Below are 18,702 nucleotides of genomic sequence, written 5' to 3' on the forward strand. Positions count from 1 at the left end.
GTACATGAGTGCCGTTAGGCTGTGCCGGCTTGGGCCCGCACGTCGGCGAGTGCCCATGGCTGAGAGGAATGCATGCAGATCACCGAGCCCACGATCGCCGTCATCGTGCCCTGTCACAACGAAGAGGCCGCGGTCCAGACGGTGGTGGAGGACCTTCGCAAGGCCCTCCCCACCGCGACGATCTACGTCTACGACAACAACTCGACCGACAGGACGAGCGAGATGGCGGCGGCAGCAGGAGCGGTTGTGCGCACGGAGACGCGCAAGGGCAAGGGCAACGTTGTGCGGCGCGCGTTCGGGGACATCGAGGCGGACGTCTACCTCATGATCGACGGGGACGACACGTATGACGCGGCGGCGGCGCCCGAACTCATCAGGACCCTGCTCGACAACCACCTCGACCACGTCGTGGGAGCTCGGGTCCAGGAGACGTCCACGGCCTACCGGGCCGGGCACGCCACCGGCAACAAGGCCCTGACCGGAGTGGTCGGGGCCCTCTTCGGTCCCACGTTCACCGACATGCTCAGTGGCTATCGCGTCTTCTCGCGCCGCTACGTGAAGTCGTTCCCGGCCCTCTCGCGCGAGTTCGAGGTCGAGACGGAACTGACGATCCACTCCCTCCACCTGCGCATCCCCGTCGCCGAGGTCCCGATCGGCTTCAAGGACCGACCCGAGGGCAGCGAGAGCAAGCTGCGCACCTACCGCGACGGCTGGAAGATCCTGCGCTGGATCCTGCGCGTCACTCGGCACGAGCGACCGGTGCTGTTCCACGGCGTGATTGCCGCGCTGTTCGCCCTGGTGAGCATCATTCTCGGCATCCCGGTGATCAGCGACTACGTCAACACGGGGCTCGTGCCGCGCTTCCCGACAGCCATCCTCGCGGCGGCGGTCATGACCATCGCGGGGCTGACCTTCGCGGTCGGCTACATCCTCGACGCGATCCGTCACGGGCGTGAGGAGAACGCCCGGCTGTCCTACCTGCGCCTTCCCGCACCGGGTTGGGTCAAGGACACCGCGGCGTGACAGGAACAACCGCCCGAGCGACGCCGGGGAAACCACCGCGCCGGGCGCCGGGAGGGTTCCCCGTCGTCGGCATCATCGGGGGAGGGCAACTCGCGCGCATGTGCGCCGGACCCGCGGTCGAGCTCGGGCTCACGCTCAGCGTCCTCGCCGAGGCACCCGACGCCAGCGCCGCGCTCGTCATCCCCTCGGCGCCCGTCGGTGAGCACACCGATGTCGACGCCGTCCTGGCGTTCGCCCGTGAGTGCGACGTGGTCACCTTCGACCACGAACAGGTCCCCGCCGACGTGCTCACCGCCCTCCTCGACGCCGGCATCCCGATGCACCCCACGCCCGACGCGCTCGTCTTCGCCCAGGACAAGCTCGCCATGCGTGAGCGGCTGACCGCGCTCGGCATCCCGTGCCCTCGCTGGACCGCGGCTCACACGGCCGTGGATGTCGAGGCCTTCGGCGCCGAGGTCGGATGGCCCATCGTCGCCAAGACGCCTCGCGGTGGATACGACGGCAAGGGCGTGCGGGTCATCGACTCCGCCGCCGAGCTCACCGACTGGCTCGAGCGGGCCGCGGCCGAGGACTCGCCGCTGCTCCTCGAGGAAAAGGTCGGCTTCAGCCGCGAGCTGGCGGTGCTGCTCGCCCGCAGTCCATCCGGACAGGCCGCGGCATGGCCCGTCGTCGAGACGGTCCAGACCGACAGCATCTGCACCGAGGTCATCGCCCCCGCGGCCGACCTCGACCCCGACCTCGCGGCCCGCGCCACCGAAGCCGGCCTGCGCATCGCTGGTGAGCTCGGTGTCACCGGCGTCCTCGCGGTCGAGCTCTTCGAGCTGCCCGGCGGCGAGTTCGTCGTCAACGAGCTCGCGATGCGCCCGCACAACAGCGGCCACTGGTCCATGGACGGAGCGATCACGGGACAGTTCGAGCAGCACCTTCGGGCCGTGCTCGACCTGCCGCTCGGTTCGCCGAAGCCGCGGCACCGGTGGACGGTGATGGGCAACATCCTCGGCGGGGAACACCCGGAGCTCTACCCGGCATACCGTCACGTCATGGCGCGTGACCCGGAGATCAAGGCGCACCTCTATGGCAAGGGTGTGCGCCCCGGTCGCAAGATCGGGCACGTCAACGTCAGCGGCGACGACCTCGCCGACCTGCGCGAGCGGGCGCGACACGCGGCCGACTACATCGAGGGAGCGATCACCGAATGACCGGCACCAACGAATCACCTTCTGCCGTGGCGAATCCCGTTGTCGGGGTGGTCATGGGCAGCGACAGCGACTGGCCGGTCATGGAGGCGGCTGCCAAGGCACTCGAGGACTTCGGCATCGCCTTTGAGGTCGACGTCGTTTCTGCTCACCGGATGCCCGACGAGATGATCGCCTACGGCCAGCAGGCCGAGGAGCGTGGACTGCGCGTCATCATCGCTGGCGCCGGCGGCGCGGCCCACCTGCCCGGCATGCTCGCGTCGGTGACGTCGCTGCCGGTCATCGGGGTGCCGGTGCCGCTCAAGTACCTCGACGGCATCGACTCGCTGCTCTCGATCGTCCAGATGCCCGGCGGCGTGCCGGTCGCGACCGTCTCGGTCGGGGGAGCGCGCAACGCTGGGCTGCTCGCGGCCCGCATCCTCGGTGCCGGCGAGGGAGACGAGGCGGCACGCCTTCGCGCGGCGATGGCGGACTTCCGGGTCAGCCTGCGCGACGAGGCACACGCCAAGGGCCAGGCCCTGCGCGACCGCCGCCTACAGCTCTGACCACCGACTTCGTGCCCCGCACGGACACGGTCGTCGGCCGAAGGCCGCCGTCTCCGTGTCCGTGCGGGGCACGAAGTCGAACCTGAGTCAGCGGGCTGAGCCCTCGCCCTTGACCCGGGGCCACTCGATCTTGGGGCACGTGTCCATGACGACCTCGAGCCCGACCTTGCGCGCCCGCGCCGCCGCCGCCTCGTCGACGACGCCCTCCTGCATCCAGATCGCATCGATCTGCAGCCGGTCCTTGTGCTCGATGGCCTGGTCGACCACGGCGCCGACGTGCGAGGAGTTCACGAAGCAGTCGATGACCTTGATGTCCTGGTCGGGGATGTCCGCGAGGGTGGCATAGCCCTGCGCCCCGTGGACGGTCTCAGCCTTGGGGTGCACGGGGATGATCCCCTTGTGCAGCTCGTGCTTGAGCCACTGTGAGACGCCGTATGCCGGCCGCTCCACGTGGTTGCTCAGCCCCACGACGACCCACACACCGGGGTCGTTGAGGAGCTCGCGGATGAGATCGGGGTCATTGCGGTGTCGGAAACTCACCTTTGCATCATGCACCTCGCGCGGGGGCTTGCGGGGGAGGAGGCGGACGGGTTGAGTTGAGGCCATGCGATTCGGACTCTTCATCCCACAGGGCTGGCGTCATGATCTTGCCGGCATCGAGCCGGAACTCCACTGGGGCGTGATGGCGGGGCTCGCACGGCGAGCGGACGGCATACGCGACTGGGAGTCGATCTGGGTCTACGACCACTTCCACCCGGTGCCGTACCCGACGCAGGAGGCCGTGCACGAGGCGTGGTCCCTCATGGCTGCGTTCGCCGGTGTCACCGGCCGGGTCCGCATCGGCCAGATGTGCACCTGCATGAGCTATCGCAACCCGGCGTACCTCGCCAAGGTCGCGGCGACCGTCGACGTCATCTCCGAGGGCCGCCTCGAGATGGGGATCGGCGCCGGGTGGTACGAACACGAGTGGCGCGCCTACGGCTACGGCTTCCCCGGGGCGGGCGAGCGGCTTGCGCGGCTGCGTGAGGGCGTCGAGGTCTTCCGTCAGATGTGGACGACCGGAACGGCGACGTTTGCCGGCGAGCACTACCAGGTCGACGGAGCCATGTGCTTCCCACGACCGTTGCAGGGCACGGCTTTTGAGGGCTCGCAGCGCAACGGGATCCCGATGTGGATCGCTGGTGGAGGAGAGCGCAAGACGCTGCGGATCGCGGCCGAGTACGCCGACTACACCAACTTCCTCGGCACGCTCGAGATCTTCAAGGCCAAGAGCGACATCCTCAAGCAGCACTGCGCCGACATCGGTCGGGACTTCGACACGATCACGCGCTCCTCGAACTTCAACATCGTCATCGGGCACAACGCCAAGGAGGTCGAGGAGCGCTTCAGGTGGATCGAGAACCACCTTCGCGGCGCCGGAGTGCCCGAGGCCGACGTGGCCCTGTCCTTGCAGACGTACCGCGAAAGCCCCACCGTCGGCACGCCGGACCAGGTCGCCAGTGCGCTCGCGGACCTGGAGGACCTCGGCATGGCCTACGCGATCACGAACTTCGTAGAGTCCGCCTACGACCTGTCGGGTGTGGAACTGTTCGAGCGAGAGGTCATCCCCGCGCTGAGGTGACCGCCCCTGCCTTCCTGGGCCATGCAGAGGGGTCCAGTACCATACTGGCGGCGCCCGTTCCTCGGGGGGCGCCATACAGTCAGGGGAACCCTCATGTTGAGTACCACAAACCGCACTGTGCGCCGCTGTGCTGCGGTGACGATCGCGTCCGCGATCGCCATCGCCGGACTCGCGCCATCGTCTTTCGCCGATCGCAACGATCCGCTCCCGTCGCCGAAGAAGGCCATGTCGGCCGCCAGGTCCAGCGTCGACAAGCTGGACGAGGTTCCGGGCATGACGCCGGCCAAGGCGGTCCGGTTGGGCCTCGAGGCCGCCGATCAGACGGCAACGGCCTACGACACCGCCGGCTGCGCCAAGCTCAAGGTGATCTCGTCGAAGTCCGGCACCGGCGCGTCCACGAGGATCTCGATCGTCGGCTCGACCGCGTCCTGGACCGTGGGCGCCGTCCCGCCGAGCTGGTACTCCTCCCCGCCCAGCACGGCACCCGTGTGGAACCTCTACTTCCGCGGTTTCTACTGGGCGAGCGAGCTCGCTCCGGTGTTCCTCGCTGCCGGCGACACCGCCGGGATGGAAGCACTCATCGTCTCGGCGTCCAAGTTCCACGTCGTCAACCCGGACAAGGGCACCAGCGTCAACGGCTGGGACGAGGGAACCAACCTTCGGCGTGAAGAGGCGCTCAACTGCCTCTACCGCGCCAGTGGTGGGGACGCGCGGCTCGTGCCCGCAATCCAGGCCGCGGCCAAGGCCAACATGGACATGAACCGCTACTACGGTCTGCCCAACCACCAACCGCACAACCACGGCGCGATGGCCAACCTGGCTCTCATCGACTCGGCCGACCTGCTCAACCGCTCCGACTGGCGGATCTACGCCGCGAAGCGACTCGTGCGGGACTCCGGTGGAGTCTGGACCTCGGCTGGCCTGACCTTCGAGCAGTCGGCGGCGTACCACCACTTCAACATGGCCATGTGGAGCGACATCGGGGACCTTCTCGCGACCTACCCCGAGACGGAGATGCGCACGGCGGCAGGGCAGATCAAGGCCTACGTGGCCAAGGCTCGCGGGGCGCTCTCGCACCTGACCACCCCCGACGGCAAGCTGGTGGGCTTCGGAGACGGTGTGCCCACGGCATTCCAGCGCACGGCTCAGGCCTCGGGGACCTTCCGCGACGACCAGGCCGGGGTCCTCACCGGGCGTTGGTCGTGGACTGACCCGAACACCTCGTTCTACCTCCTGCGCTATGGCGGCCCGCGCCGTCTGCACGGTCACGAGGAGCGGACATCGCTCGTGTGGAACACCGAAGGCGTGCCGGTGCTCATCGACCCGGGAACGTTCAGCTATGACCCGGGCATCTACACGACGTTCTCGAAGACCCCGATCGGCCACAACAGCCAGATCGTCCGCAACCGCGCCTTCGTGCCGGGCAACGGCGTCTTCGTGTCGTCGCGCTCGTCGTCGGGAAGCGTTCACGGCATGGTCACCTCTGACTCGCAGTACGGCGTGGCCCACACCAGGAGCTGGCGCGTGGACAACGCCAACCGCATGGTGACCCTCAGCGACACCGTGGCGGGAGTGGCGACGACCACGGCCCACCTCGACTCGCGCTGGGTGCTGATGTCGACGTCGCCGGACGGAAAGAAGCTGACCTACACGGACGGCGCTGGCCGTCTGCTCGTCGTCAGTGGATCCTTCCCGCTCAAGGCCGTCAAGGGCTCGACGAACCCGGTCCTCGGGTGGCAGTTCCCCAAGATGGGGCAGCGTTCTCACGCGTCGCAGGTCCTGATGTACCCGACGGCAGGCACGTCGGGCATGACCTTCAAGGTCTACGGCCAGAGGGACAAGAAGCCCTCAGCCGGCGGCCGCTGAGCGTCCGGCCACACACAACTCAGGGCCCCACTCCTCGTTGAGGAGTGGGGCCCTGAGTTGTTGTGTTCAGGCCCTGACAGACTCAGGGCCTTGTCCTGCCCTTGGGATCAGGGGCAGGGCGTGAGGTTCAGCGCTGCGTTGGAAACGGCAAGAGTGCCACCGATCGCAGTGCGGAAGTCGGGCGAGAGGCGGGTGTCCTCGGCGATCGTGCCGGCAGGCGCGCAACCCGGACGGGCCAGGAGGACGGACGCGTCCCAGTACCAGGCCAGGGGAGCGGCCGCGAGCGCGTCGGGGTAGTTCCAACCGTTGGTGAGGAACTCCTCGGACGTGCCCGACGGGAAGGTGGTCTTCGACACCTCGGCGGCCGTGTCGGCGCGGGAGGCACCGAACACTCGGGTCACGGTGGCACCGGGCAGGGCCGCCTTGACCTGGTCGAGGACGACGTCCGAGACCACGAGGGGACCGCCGAGGACCTGCACGTTGGAGGGCGCGATGGCGACCAGCGCGTCACGCGTCTCGGTGGGCAGTCCCAGGGGACGGGTGAGCATGAGGACGCCAGCCTGGACAGCTGCGGAAGCGCCTCCACTCAGGGAGTCGGCGAAACCTTCACCGGACGAGAGCACCACGGTGTCGGCACCGTCGACGAGGTCTCCATCGGTGGCCTCAGCGATGGTGGCGGCGGTGTCGTAGCGGTTCGTGCCGGACAGGCGCACGGTGTCCGCAAGAGCGTTCAACTGGGTCTCGACTCCAGCGTTGACGGCACCGGTGCCGCCGAGGATGACGATGACGTCAGGGCTGAGTCGGTTGATCTCGGCCTTGACGCCTGCGGGGATGGTGCCTGCCGCCGGGACGAGCAGCAGCGGGCCGAGGCCGGCGGCGAAGGGCCCACCAGCGAGTGCGTCGGGGTAGTTGGTGCCGGAGGCGACCGTCACGACCTCGACGGGGCTGCCGTCTTCAGCCCAGACGCCGTTGGGGAAGTGCCGCTTGGAGATCTCGACGGGCGTGAGGTAGCGGTTCGTGCCGGCAATGCGGTCGAGCACGACGGCCTCAGCGGCGGACGACTTGCTGGCGGACTTGTCGGCACCCGGGCGCGAGGCAGGGCTGGGCGCGTGGCGCTCAACCGAAGCCAGCTTGTCGGCGGGCGAGGGGTTGGCTGCGGAAGGTGCAGCCAACGCGGACGGTGCGGCGAGCCCTGTGGCTGCTACACACGCGACAGCGGCGATGGACACCGCTGAGCGGACAGAAAACATCGTGATCCCCGATCGGTTCGTGGCCCCCTGTGGGCCAGTACGGCCCAGTCATGAGTGACCCGGCGTCCGTAGGATATCCACCCGTGTCAAGGTTTCGCACCACGTCGCTAGGATCGCCCGCGTGAACGCCAACAACGACTTCCCCCTGTTCCAGGTCAACGAGGACCACGAAGCGATTCGCGAAGCGGTCCGCGATCTGGCAGCGGCCAAGATCGCGCCCTTCGCTGCGGAGGTCGACGAGGAGGCCCGCTACCCGCAGGAAGCGCACGACGCTCTCGTGGCATCCGACTTCTTCGCCCCCCACGTCCCCGAGGAGTACGGCGGCGTCGGTGCCGACGCGCTCGCGACCTGCATCGTCATCGAAGAGGTCGCCCGCGTCTGCGCGAGCTCCTCGCTCATCCCGGCGGTCAACAAGCTCGGCTCGATGCCGGTCATCCTCGCCGGGTCCGAGGAGGTCAAGCGCAAGTACCTCACGCCGCTCGCGGAGGGCACGTCGTCCTTCTCGTACGGCCTGTCCGAGCGCGAGGCAGGCTCCGACACCGCAGCCATGAAGTGTCGCGCCAAGCCCGACGGGGACGACTGGGTTCTGAGCGGACAGAAGTCGTGGATCACGAACGCCGGCGTCTCGGAGTTCTACACGGTCCTGGCGGTCACCGACCCCGACGGCGCCCGGGGCAACAACATCAGCGCGTTCGTCGTCGAGAAGTCCGACGAGGGCTTCACCTTCGGCGAGAAGGAGCGCAAGCTCGGCATCAAGGGCAGCCCCACCCGCGAGCTGATCTTCGACAACGTGCGCATCCCCGGCGACCGCATCATCGGCGCACCGGGCGAGGGCCTCAAGATCGCGTTGCGCACCCTCGACCACACCCGCGTCACGATCGGTGCGCAGGCGGTCGGTATCGCGCAGGGCGCGCTCGACCACGCCACGGCATACGTCAAGGAACGCAAGCAGTTCGGCAAGAGCATCGCGGAGTTCCAGGGCATCCAGTTCATGCTCGCCGACATGGCGATGGAGCTCGAGGCGGCGCGACAGATGGTCTACGTGGCCGCCGCGAAGTCCGAGCGTGGCGACGCCGACCTGTCCTTCTTCGGTGCGGCGGCCAAGTGCTTCGCGTCCGACGTCGCGATGAAGGTGACGACCGACGCCGTCCAGCTGCTCGGGGGCGCTGGCTACACCCGTGACTTCCCGCTCGAGCGGATGATGCGCGACGCCAAGATCACCCAGATCTACGAAGGCACCAACCAGGTGCAGCGCATCGTCATGGCGCGCCAGCTGCTCAAGAACTGAGCGGCGTATGCCGTCCGCCCACCTTGGGTGGGCGGCTCAGCCCCCGGTGGGCTTGCCGTCCGTGCCTGCGGGTGGAGCCTCGAGCGGCTGGTCCTCGCGCAACATGGTGAACAGGGCCTGGGCCCGCTCGGTGTCCCACTTGACCGAGGAACCGGCCGACGTCTGGAAGTCGGGGTCGGAGATCGGCACCGTGAGGCTGAGGGTCGAGTCGTTGCCGGCGCCACGCATCGCCAACAGGATGTTGGTGGCGTCCTTCATCGACGTGTCCTGGCCGACGCCGACGGCACCGGCAGAGGTGTGGGTGAAGGACCAGTAGCGGAACGGGTTGAGGACGGTCGCCGGGGTCGCCGCACCCTTCATGATCGCCGCGAGGAACTGGCGCTGACGCTCGGCCCGACCGATGTCGCCGCGCGGGTCGGAGTGACGTGCGCGCACGAAACCGAGGGCGTTCTTGCCGTCGAGCGTCTGGCAGCCCTTCTTGAGGTTGATGTGCGCGAACTTGTCGTCCATGTCGAACGGCACGCAGATGTCGACGCCACCCAGGCTGTTGACGACGGAGGCGAACCCGCCGAAGCCGATCTCGAGGTAGCCGTCGATCCGCAGGTCGGTCACCTGCTCCAGGGTCTCGATGAGCAACTTGGGGCCACCGATCGAGTAGGCCGCGTTGACCTTGTTGCTCCGGTGTCCCGGAATTGGCATGAAGCTGTCGCGGGGGATCGAGATGATGACCGACTTGCCACCGCCGGAGGGCACGTGGACGAGCATGATCGAGTCGGTGCGCTGCCCCTCGGCGCTGCCGGTGCCGAGTTCGGCGCGCTCCGCGCGCGTCAGCGCGTCGCGGCCGTCCGAGCCGACGAGGAGGTAGGTGTTGCCGGGGGTCTGCGCCGGGCGGTCACCGGACGGAGCGTCGTCGACTCGCGAGACGGTGTTCCAGGCGTGGAAGGGCGTGATGACGAGGAACGCGAGCCAGAGGATGACGACCAGTGGGATGAGTCGCCAGAGCCGACGTCGACGGCGCGGCTGACCCTCGTCGAGGGGTTCTGCCACGGGCCGCCCGCCTCGCGGCGGCCCCTGCCGGCGTGGGGCCGGCATGCGCGGGGGGACGGGCTGACGAGATGCGGGCTGACGGGCCGCGGGACGGGGGCGCGCGGCGGGTCGTCGCCCGCGAGTGTCGACCGTGTAGACGTCGTCGTCCTCGAAGTCCGCGGCGTCGCGACGCGGGCGACGTGGCCGACCCTGCTGGGGGATCGGTCGGACGTCGTCTCCACGAGGCGGGCGATCGGACACGATGTCCATACTCCGCTGACGCCACCCACGGAAGCAAAACGGCGCGCCGACCCCTGCGTGGCCGTGGGGCAGTCGGGCTGAGGGATGATCGGCGGGATGAGTGCCTCCCCCCGCCCCGACGGCGGCCCCCAGGACAGCGCCTCCGGCCCGCCGCCGGTGAGCGTGGTCATCCCCGTCCTCAACGAGGGCCGACACCTTCGTGACGCCGTGGGCCAGGTGCTGGCGCAGGTGTATGCCGGTGACCTCGAGGTCGTCCTCGCGCTCGGGCCGTCCACCGACGACACCGATGTGGTGGCGGCGGACCTCGGCGCCTCAGACCCCCGGGTGAGGACCGTCGCCAACCCCACGGGTCGCACTCCGTCGGCGCTCAACGCCGCCATCGGCGCGGCCCGCCACGACATCATCGTGCGCGTCGACGGCCACGCCGAGATCCCTGCTGACTACGTCGCCACGGCAGTGCGGACGCTGGACGACACGGGCGCGGACAACGTCGGCGGCGTCATGAAGGCCGTGGGTCGCACCGCCTTCGAGAAGGCGGTGGCGTGCGCCATGCGCAGCCGGATCGGTGTTGGTGGCGGGACCTTCCACGTCGGCGGGGGAGCGGGCCCGGTCGACACCGTCTACCTCGGCGCGTTCCGTCGTAGTGCGCTGGATCGGGTCGGGGGCTACGACGAGCGCTACACCCGCACCCAGGACTGGCACCTCAACCTCAGGCTCCGACAGAGTGGCGGCACGGTCTGGTTCACCCCCGACATGGAGGTGACCTACCGGCCGCGCTCCACCGTCAAAACACTTGCGCGCCAGTACTTCCAGTACGGCCAGTGGCGCCGCGTCGTGGCCCGAGAGCACCCCGAGACCGTCAACGCCCGCTACCTGGCGCCCCCGGTCATGGTGCTCGGCACGACGGCCGCAACCCTCGTGGCACTTGCCTGGCCGCCAGCGCTCCTGGTGCCAGCGGCATACGCGGCAGGTATTGCCGTCGGAGGCGGCGCCATCAGCAGCGGCGAGCCGCTGCGCACCCGGCTGCTCACCCCGGTCGTCCTCGCGACGATGCACTGGTCCTGGGGCATCGGATTTCTCACGAGCCCCCGCAGTTTGGGACGGTAGGCGGATGCGCATCATCATGCTCGTCGCGACGAGCCTTGCGACCGACACCAGGGTGAAGCGCGAGGCCGCCGCGCTCGTCGACGCCGGCCACACCGTCCACATCGTCGGCCGATCGGTCCCCGCGGACTTCGAACCCTCCCCGGGTGTCACGGTGTCGAGCGTCGGGACTTCCTCGGTCTTTCGCGGTGAGGGAAAGGGGTCGATCGGCGCCAAGGGTCCCGCACACCTCCGGTTCGCTCGTTGGCTCCTCCTGCCCCAGCACAGCAAGTCGTCGTTCGTGCGATGGGCGGCTGGCGCACTCGAGGACGCACGCGGTCGCGAGTTCGATGCCGTGCACGCCCACGACTTCACGGCCCTGCCCGCAGGCGACGAGCTCGCTCGCGAACGCTCGGTGCCCCTGGTCTACGACAGCCATGAGTACTGGCGCGGTCGGAGCCGCCAACACCGGCCCAACCCGGTCCAGCGATGGCGTGAGGCGCGGGTCGAGAAAGAGCTCGGGGCCCGAGCAGACGCCGTCATCACCGTGGGCGACGGTGTCGCATCGGCCCTGCGTGAGGAGTACGGCTGGGCGCACGTCACCGTGGTGCGCAACTCCTTCCCCCTCCCGACCGATCCCGATCCGGTCCTGACCGAACCGACAGGCGTTCTGTATGCCGGTCGGCTCGACGATGCGCGTGACCTCGACACTGTCGCTGCGGCCAGCAGACACAGTCCCCTCCCGATCGAACTGCGTGGTCCCGCCGACCCGACCTGGCTGGCGGGCTTCGACAGGGCCGGCCTCACCGTGGGGGAGCCGGAGCCCGTTGACGCCGTGACCCAGCGGCTGCAGCGCATGGGGATCTCGCTCATCACCCTCACCCCCCAGTGGAAGAACAACCTGCTCGCCATGCCCAACAAGCTCTTCCACGCGGTCCACGCAGGGGTGCCCGTCGTCGTGAGTGATGTCGGTGAGATCGCCCGGCTGACGCGGGAATTCGGCCTCGGTGCGACGTACACACCGGGCGACGCCGAGGACCTCGAGCGCGCGATCCGTGAGGTCGTCGCGGACTACGCCTCGGCTCGCGAGCGCGTCCTCGCATCGCGCACCGAGCTGAGCTGGCGCAGTGACGCCGAACGACTCACGTCGATCTACGATCGGCTTGTTGTGGGCGGCTCCGACTCATCTACACTCGGGGAGCCCGAGTCGACCGACTCAGGCAGGAGTGAGGACGATGAGTAGCGAATCATCCGTGGCTGCACGTGAATCCGAGAACGAGTTCACGACCACGCACCACGTGTACGAACCCCACACGGCGGGACTGCCTCCGCTTCGCTCCTATTTCACAGAACTGTGGCGTCGCCGTGAGTTCGCAGCGGCCTCGTCGCGCGCGAACCTCCGGGCCGCCAACACCATGACCTTCTTCGGTCAGGTGTGGATGGTGCTCAATCCGCTCTTGCTGGCCGGCGTGTACTTCCTGCTCGTGAACATCCTGTCTCGCGGTGGCAAGGACATGGAGTTCTTCGCGCGACTCACGGCGGGGCTGTTCACCTTCTACTTCGTGCAGGGCGCGATGAGCAACGGTGCCGGGTCGGTGATCGGCGGTGGCAAGCTCCTGCTCAACACTGCGTTCCCGCGGTTGCTGATGCCCTTCGCTGCAGTGCGCACGGCCTTCTTCCGTTGGTTGCCGACGGTGCCGATCTACTTCGTCTTCCACATCCTTGCGGGCAACCCGTGGCGCTGGCAGATGCTGGCGGCCATCCCCTTCCTGCTCCTGTTGCTCCTGTTCTCGTTGGGCATCGCGGCCTTCTTCGGCGCGCTTCAGGTCTACTTCCGCGACACCGCGAGCTTCCTGCCCTACCTCAACCGGATCTGGCTCTATGCCTCTCCCGTCCTGTGGCAGATCAACGAACTGCCGGGGAACTTCAAGAAGGTCGCGCCGATCCTCGAGACGGCCAACCCTCTCTTCTCGCTGCTCGGCGGCTACACCGAGTCACTGACCCAGGGCACCATTCCCGACCTGCGTGTGTGGGCGCTCGCGACGGCATGGGCGGTCCTCGTCTTCGTCTTTGGTTCGTTGTTCTTCATCTCCAGGGAGCGTGAGTTCGCTGTCCGCCTCTAAGACCACCCCGACTCCCGGGATCACCGTCCGCGTCGAGAACCTGTCGATCACCTACCGGACGACGTTCGAGCGGATCCCCACGTTCAAGAGCGCCATCACCCGCGCTGGTCGCGGTCAGCGGTCGGTCAAGGAGATCAGGGCACTTCGCAACGTCACGTTCGACGTCCCCGACGGCACCTTCCTCGGGATCATCGGCTCCAACGGTGCCGGCAAGTCGACGCTCATGCGCAGCATCGCGGGCATCCTTCCGCCCAACGAGGGCCGCATCGAGGTCAACGGCCGCATCTCGCCGCTGCTCTCGCTCGGGGTGGGCTTCAACGCCAACCTCTCCGGTCGCGAGAACATCATCCTCGGTGGACTCGCCAGTGGCCTGTCCCGCCGTGAGGTCGAGGACCGCTCTGAGGCCGTCACCGAGTTCGCGGGCATCGAGGAGTTCATCGACGCCCCGATGCGCACCTACTCCTCGGGCATGTACAGCCGGCTCGCCTTCTCGGTCGCCGTGCACATGGACCCCGACATCCTCATGATCGACGAGGCGCTCTCAGCGGGCGATGCGTCCTTCAAGACCAAGGCCGCCGAGAAGATGCAGGAGCTGCGCGACAACGCCCGCGCGATGTTCCTCGTCAGCCACTCGATGGCGTCCATCACGCAGCTGTGCAACAGCGCCATCTGGCTCAACAAGGGCCAGCTCATGATGCAGGGCGAGCCGCAAGAGGTCATCAACAAGTACAACGAGTTCCTCAAGGTGGGGCCCTCGGCCGTGACCCTCGAGGATCTCTGACCTCGTGGATGTCTCGGTCGTCACGTCCGGGCACGACGTCTCGGATGCACGGCTGCACCGGCTGGTCGCCGCCTGCGTGCGAGCCGGACTCGAGGTCGAGGTTCTCGGTCTTGGTGATCCGGCCGCTGCTCCCCGCGAGGCTTCGCGGACGGTGACCCGGTCGCGACCGCGGATGTTCCGGCGGGCCCTGTTGGCCGGTCGGTATGCCGTGGCCGCGCAGGGCAAGGTCCTCCTCGCCCTGGATCCCGATTCGCTGATCGCCGCACTGGCGGTGGGTCGCTTGCGTGGACTCAAGGTCGTCGCGGACGTCCACGAGGACTACGCCGCCCTGCTGGCCGACCGCGCGTGGGCCCAGGGACTTCAGGGCAGGGTCGGGGCTCGTCTGGTGTCCGTGGCCAGTGCGGCCGCCGCCCACTCCGATCTCACATTCGTCGTCGATGACCATGTGCCACCGCAGTCGGCGAGACAGCGACTGGTGGTCCGCAACGCCCCGGACCTCACGATGCTGCCGAGTGTCGCGACCATGGCTCCGACCGCGGAACCGCGTGCCGTCTATGTGGGCGATCTGCGCCGCAGCCGTGGGCTGTTCGCCATGGTTGAGGCTGTCGCCGGGACCAACGACTGGCACCTCGACCTTGTCGGTCCCGTGGCCCAGTCGGACCAGGTGGACCTCGATCGACGCCTCGACGAGGGCGGGCTCGCTGGCCGCGTCACGCTGCACGGGCAGCTGCCGCCCGAACGCTCCTGGGAGATTGCCCGTCGCGCCTGGGTCGGCCTCAGCCTGCTCTGCGACACCCCGGCCTTTCGCGATGCCATGCCGACCAAGGTCACCGAGTACCTCGCCTGCGGTCTGCCCGTGGTGACGACCGACCTGGCCCGCCCAGCAGCTCTCATCCGGGAGTCCGGCGCGGGGGCGGTCGTCCCCGCGATTCCCGAGCCGGGCATCGGACCGGCTGCGGCCGACGTCCTTCGCAGCTGGGTGTCGGAGCCCGCGTCCTTGGCGCGAGTGCGCGCAGCAGCCACGCACATGGCACAGGACGGCCTGCTGGCGATGAGCCCCTACGACCGCGCTGCGGCGGCTCTCGCAGACCTTGCCGCAGCGACGGGCCGACCCGGGGGGCGGAACGCGACCTCCCCGACCTCCCCGACCACGACGGAGATCCCATGACAGAGTCCAGCCGCCCCCGCCGCAGCACTCCTCGCCGGGTCGCTGGTGCCATCCGACGACGTGCCAAGGCGGCACTCTCGCCCGGTGGAGTCGTGCGCCGTGCCCTGCCACCTCAGGTCAAGGAGGCCGCCCGGACGCTGCGTCGGCACCTGCCGGCCTCGGGGGCCCGCGCCCTCGACGGTGTCACGGGCTCGGACGTGGCCGCGATCGAACAGCCGCCCCGCCCCGAGGTGGTCGACGCCCCCACCCGTCTCCTCGTCGCTCCCGCGAACTTCGCCGGACAGGGCGACGCCTGGGCCCGGTGTGCCCGTGAACACCTCGTCGGGGTGTCCAGCATCTCGATGATGGCCGACAACAAGTTCGCCTTCTCCGTCGACTACGAGGTCACGCCCGAGATCTACCGACACCGTGCGTGGCAGGTCGATCAGCGCACGTGGACCTTCGACCGCTTCACCCACGTCTTGGTCGAGGCGGTCCGGCCAGTTTTCGGGCCGCTGTACGGACCGACAGCTGCAGGTGACGTGGCCCAGTTGCAGAAGCACGGGATCTCGGTGGCGATGATCAGCCACGGGAGCGACATCCGGGTCCCGAGCGCGCACGCCGCCCGACACCCACACTCGCCCTTCGACGACGCCGAGGACAGGACCACGACGATCCTCGAGGCACGCACGCGTCAGAACGTCGGCATCCTCGAGAAGTTCGCCGGGCCGGTCTTCGTCTCGACGCCAGACCTCCTGGACCACGTGCCCAGGGCCACCTGGTGCCCCGTCGTCATCCAGCCCGAACGCTGGGTGAGTGACGTGCCCGTCCTCGAGCGGGAGGTGCCCGTCGTCGTGCACGTCCCGAGCAGTTCTCGCCTCAAGGGGTCCGAGCTCATCGACCCGGTCATGCGCGAGCTCGAGGAGCAGGGGCTGATCACCTACCGCTCGGTGCGAGACCTCACGCATGCCGAGCTCATGGAGGTCTACAAGGACGCCGACATCGTGCTCGACCAGTTCGTCCTCGGCCTCTATGGCGTGGCAGCTGCCGAGGGCATGGCGGCCGGTCGCGTGGTCATCGCCTACGTGACGGACCCCGTGCGCGAGCGCGTGCTCGCGGCAACCGGGCAGGACGTGCCCATCGTGGAGGCCGATCCCGAGACGGTGGGTGACGTGGTCCGCGACCTCATCACGAACCGGGACAACGCCAAGGCGATCGCCGCCCGCGGACCGGCCTTCGTGAAGGCCGTCCACGACGGCCGGCTGTCGGCCTCGGTCCTCAGTGACTTCCTGGGCACGACCCGCGCCGACTGAGAGACCTCAGGCGCGGGCTCGGCGCTCGCCGATGGCGCGTCGAGCAGCGTTGACACCCACGACCACGTCTGGGTTCGGGGTGCGCTGCGCCAGCAGCCACGCTGCCTTGTGAGACCGGGCGTCGTGGCTGAAGACGACATCGCACGACGCGGCGTGCTCGATCGCGTCGCGGCTCTGTGCGGTGGCCAGCCCGAACTTGGTCCCGATGTTGGGCAGCGCCTTCTTGAGGGCCGTGCGAGCAACCACGACCGGGGGAACTTCGCTCGTGTTGATCCGACGACGTGCGGAGGCCTTCCCGCGTCGGTAGAAGTTCTTGCCGGCGAGGCGCACCCTGTTGGCACGCCATTTGATGGAGTGGGCGACCCGGTCGGACAGGGCGGCCGCATTTTCCTCATCAGGGGTGGCGCCCCCCGCGTGCTCGTCCTTGAAGTGCTCGTGGTCCTGCACGGACTCGGGAAGCATCTCCTCGAACTGCTCGGACGGCATACCCAGCACGTCCTCGTCCTCTTCTGCGTCACTCTGGCGGTGGTTCGCCTCGATCTTGGCGTTCGTCCTGCGAATGGCGGCGGCCCCGATGTCGTACTTGGCGCCAGGCCCGCCGATCAGGGTCTGGACGTGCAGGGTGCGGCCGAGGAGTCCCAAGGTGTTCTGCGCCAGGAGGTGTGTCGTCACCGGCAACAGTTCCTTGGGCAGCTCGCGGGCCAGCCAGATGATCTCGTCGTTCTCCTCGAGACCCAGTTCGGTGCGCAGGTCCTCCACGAGGGCGGCGTTGTGGCCACGGCCACTGTCGAGAATCATGATCCTCATCGAAGGCTCCCTTCGTTGGGTGCGGTGGCCGGCGTGGCCAGCGTCGCGACCTCGCGCAGGGCCGTCACGCGGGGGTCGAGCTGGATGTCGCGGGCATACGTGAGGGAGTAGCTGCGGCAGGCCTCGCGCACTTCGGGCGAGGCCGTCCTGGCGGCGTGTGCCGCGGCCTCGAGGGCTGCTGCGATCGTCTCCGGCTCGAGGTCCTGGATCGGGAACCACAGGGGGTACTCACGCAGGACGTCGGAGGCGGCGTTGCCGGGGTCGTGGATGGAGACGATGGGCAGGGCAGTCGCGGTGTACTCGAAGACCTTGCCACTCGTGACGTACTTGCCAGCACCCAGGATGAGCAGGCAGACGTCGAGACTGTCGTAGACCTCGCTCACCTCTGCCTTGGGGACGGGACCGTTGTAGTTGAGGCCCACGTCGGAGTACTTGTCGACGAGGTTCACGAGCACCGGGCTCGGTGTCGAATAGAAGCCGAGGTAGCCGCGCAGGACAGCACTCGCGTTGGCGAGTTCGGGGGAGCGTTCGTGCGCCAGCCGCCACCCCTGCGCGAACTCGGCCAGCGGGACCTTGGGCGACACCGTGCCGATGTAGCCGAAGGTCAATGGCTTGTCCGCGGGAGGGGCCTCGAGTTGTGGGTGAGGTGCGAACTCGGGGTCGTAACCGTTGGCCACGACGTGCATGCGTTGGGCCAGGTCGGGATGGCGGTCGGCGTGCCAGGCTCGGATGGGCTCGTTGACGAACCAGACCTCAGAGGACTTCTCGAGCAGGGAACGTTCGAGGTGCTCGACCCGGCCACCCTCCTCGTGGAGGAGGGACCCGTCGAAGACGTCGAGCATCCAGGCGTCGCGGTAGTCCATGACATAGGGGACGCCGAAGCTCTCATTGAGGACCTGGGCTGCGGCAAAGTCGACATTGGGGTTGGCCGTGGCGACGACGAGGTCCACCTTGTCGCGCTGGTGGATGGCGACCGCGGCCTCGCGCAGCGGGCCCCACCACGGCCCGTAGGCGGCCTCGGGGAAGTCCTTGTGGTCGGCCCTGGCGCGCATCTTGCGCCACACCTTGGGCGTGAACACCCGGGTGGCGCTCCAACGTCGCAGGTCGCTCTCCATGCCCGGCCACTCGAACGGGATCCGCACGACCTCGATCCGTTCGTCGACACGGCTCTCCATCGACGGGTCGGTCCCGGTGTAACGCTCGAACGCCTCACGCTCGGCCGTCAGCACGGTCACGCGGTAGCCGGCCCGAGCGAAAGCGTTGGCTGTGGCAAGTGCCCGGTAGACCCCGCCTGCGCGACAGGGAGGAAACCCCCAGGCGACGTAGAGAACGTGCGGCGACTCGTCAGGCATCTGACCTCCGTGAAGGTGCG

At 68.5% G+C, this 18,702-nt stretch carries 17 protein-coding genes; 12 read left to right on the forward strand and 5 right to left on the reverse strand.

The features are described 5' to 3' along the window. The first annotated feature begins 72 nt into the window (after positions 1 to 72). The 3 genes from ACFQRE_RS07705 to purE are packed head-to-tail and all read left to right on the forward strand — an operon-like array spanning position 73 to position 2,764. Positions 73 to 1,023 (forward strand): glycosyltransferase, encoded by a 951-nt coding sequence (locus ACFQRE_RS07705; RefSeq protein ID WP_380120743.1) that lies wholly within the window; start codon positions 73 to 75, stop codon positions 1,021 to 1,023. After that, complete coding sequence (locus ACFQRE_RS07710; protein WP_380120746.1) at positions 1,020 to 2,222, forward strand: 5-(carboxyamino)imidazole ribonucleotide synthase; 1,203 nt, start codon at positions 1,020 to 1,022, stop codon at positions 2,220 to 2,222. Before ACFQRE_RS07705 ends, ACFQRE_RS07710 begins: the two co-directional genes overlap by 4 nt. A 53-nt stretch (positions 2,223 to 2,275) precedes the next feature. Further along, complete coding sequence (gene purE, locus ACFQRE_RS07715; protein ID WP_380121636.1) at positions 2,276 to 2,764, forward strand: 5-(carboxyamino)imidazole ribonucleotide mutase; 489 nt, start codon at positions 2,276 to 2,278, stop codon at positions 2,762 to 2,764. Between the two features lie 87 nt (positions 2,765 to 2,851). Here purE and ACFQRE_RS07720 read toward each other — a convergent pair whose 3' ends face one another. Beyond that, positions 2,852 to 3,370, reverse strand: a complete 519-nt coding sequence (locus ACFQRE_RS07720) for a CoA-binding protein (RefSeq protein WP_380120748.1) — start codon at positions 3,368 to 3,370, stop codon at positions 2,852 to 2,854. On the opposite strand from ACFQRE_RS07720, the gene ACFQRE_RS07725 reads away from it, so the two are divergent. Together ACFQRE_RS07725 and ACFQRE_RS07730 are read left to right on the forward strand one after the other, a co-directional pair. Beyond that, positions 3,369 to 4,385 carry an LLM class F420-dependent oxidoreductase gene (locus tag ACFQRE_RS07725; protein ID WP_380120750.1) on the forward strand — a complete coding sequence of 339 codons (1,017 nt, stop codon included), beginning with the start codon at positions 3,369 to 3,371 and terminating at the stop codon, positions 4,383 to 4,385. The two genes, ACFQRE_RS07720 and ACFQRE_RS07725, sit on opposite strands and share 2 nt — an antisense overlap. A 93-nt stretch (positions 4,386 to 4,478) precedes the next feature. Beyond that, positions 4,479 to 6,251, forward strand: coding sequence for a hypothetical protein (locus ACFQRE_RS07730; RefSeq protein ID WP_380120752.1), 1,773 nt, complete (start codon positions 4,479 to 4,481; stop codon positions 6,249 to 6,251). Between the two features lie 107 nt (positions 6,252 to 6,358). Here the strand turns inward: ACFQRE_RS07730 and ACFQRE_RS07735 are convergent, their stop codons facing one another. Next, positions 6,359 to 7,501 carry a cell wall-binding repeat-containing protein gene (locus tag ACFQRE_RS07735; RefSeq protein WP_380120754.1) on the reverse strand — a complete coding sequence of 381 codons (1,143 nt, stop codon included), beginning with the start codon at positions 7,499 to 7,501 and terminating at the stop codon, positions 6,359 to 6,361. A gap of 121 nt (positions 7,502 to 7,622) precedes the next feature. On the opposite strand from ACFQRE_RS07735, the gene ACFQRE_RS07740 reads away from it, so the two are divergent. Beyond that, entirely contained in the window at positions 7,623 to 8,789 is a 1,167-nt protein-coding gene (locus ACFQRE_RS07740; RefSeq protein ID WP_380120757.1) for an acyl-CoA dehydrogenase family protein, read from the forward strand. A gap of 36 nt (positions 8,790 to 8,825) precedes the next feature. Here ACFQRE_RS07740 and ACFQRE_RS07745 read toward each other — a convergent pair whose 3' ends face one another. Continuing rightward, complete coding sequence (locus ACFQRE_RS07745) at positions 8,826 to 9,836, reverse strand: LCP family protein (RefSeq protein WP_380120759.1); 1,011 nt, start codon at positions 9,834 to 9,836, stop codon at positions 8,826 to 8,828. A 336-nt stretch (positions 9,837 to 10,172) separates the two neighbouring features. On the opposite strand from ACFQRE_RS07745, the gene ACFQRE_RS07750 reads away from it, so the two are divergent. The 6 genes from ACFQRE_RS07750 to ACFQRE_RS07775 are packed head-to-tail and all read left to right on the forward strand — an operon-like array spanning position 10,173 to position 16,523. Further along, positions 10,173 to 11,183 carry a glycosyltransferase family 2 protein gene (locus tag ACFQRE_RS07750; RefSeq protein WP_380120761.1) on the forward strand — a complete coding sequence of 337 codons (1,011 nt, stop codon included), beginning with the start codon at positions 10,173 to 10,175 and terminating at the stop codon, positions 11,181 to 11,183. Between the two features lie 4 nt (positions 11,184 to 11,187). Then, positions 11,188 to 12,402 (forward strand): glycosyltransferase, encoded by a 1,215-nt coding sequence (locus ACFQRE_RS07755; RefSeq protein ID WP_380120763.1) that lies wholly within the window; start codon positions 11,188 to 11,190, stop codon positions 12,400 to 12,402. A gap of 10 nt (positions 12,403 to 12,412) precedes the next feature. Continuing rightward, positions 12,413 to 13,282, forward strand: a complete 870-nt coding sequence (locus tag ACFQRE_RS07760; RefSeq protein ID WP_380120765.1) for an ABC transporter permease — start codon at positions 12,413 to 12,415, stop codon at positions 13,280 to 13,282. Continuing rightward, entirely contained in the window at positions 13,260 to 14,063 is an 804-nt protein-coding gene (locus tag ACFQRE_RS07765; protein WP_380120767.1) for an ABC transporter ATP-binding protein, read from the forward strand. The genes ACFQRE_RS07760 and ACFQRE_RS07765 overlap by 23 nt, the downstream gene beginning before the upstream one ends. 4 nt (positions 14,064 to 14,067) lie before the next feature. After that, positions 14,068 to 15,231 carry a glycosyltransferase gene (locus tag ACFQRE_RS07770; RefSeq protein ID WP_380120769.1) on the forward strand — a complete coding sequence of 388 codons (1,164 nt, stop codon included), beginning with the start codon at positions 14,068 to 14,070 and terminating at the stop codon, positions 15,229 to 15,231. Further along, entirely contained in the window at positions 15,228 to 16,523 is a 1,296-nt protein-coding gene (locus ACFQRE_RS07775; protein ID WP_380120772.1) for a glycosyltransferase, read from the forward strand. Before ACFQRE_RS07770 ends, ACFQRE_RS07775 begins: the two co-directional genes overlap by 4 nt. Positions 16,524 to 16,529: 6 nt before the next feature. Here ACFQRE_RS07775 and ACFQRE_RS07780 read toward each other — a convergent pair whose 3' ends face one another. Together ACFQRE_RS07780 and ACFQRE_RS07785 are read right to left on the reverse strand one after the other, a co-directional pair. Beyond that, entirely contained in the window at positions 16,530 to 17,330 is an 801-nt protein-coding gene (locus ACFQRE_RS07780; RefSeq protein WP_380120775.1) for a hypothetical protein, read from the reverse strand. Then, on the reverse strand, positions 17,327 to 18,682 hold the full coding sequence (locus ACFQRE_RS07785) for a glycosyltransferase (protein ID WP_380120777.1): 1,356 nt from the start codon (positions 18,680 to 18,682) through the stop codon (positions 17,327 to 17,329). The genes ACFQRE_RS07780 and ACFQRE_RS07785 overlap by 4 nt, the downstream gene beginning before the upstream one ends. Positions 18,683 to 18,702 lie beyond the last annotated feature (20 nt).

Source organism: Knoellia pratensis, assembly GCF_042666395.1.
Lineage (GTDB): Bacteria > Actinomycetota > Actinomycetes > Actinomycetales > Dermatophilaceae > Knoellia > Knoellia pratensis.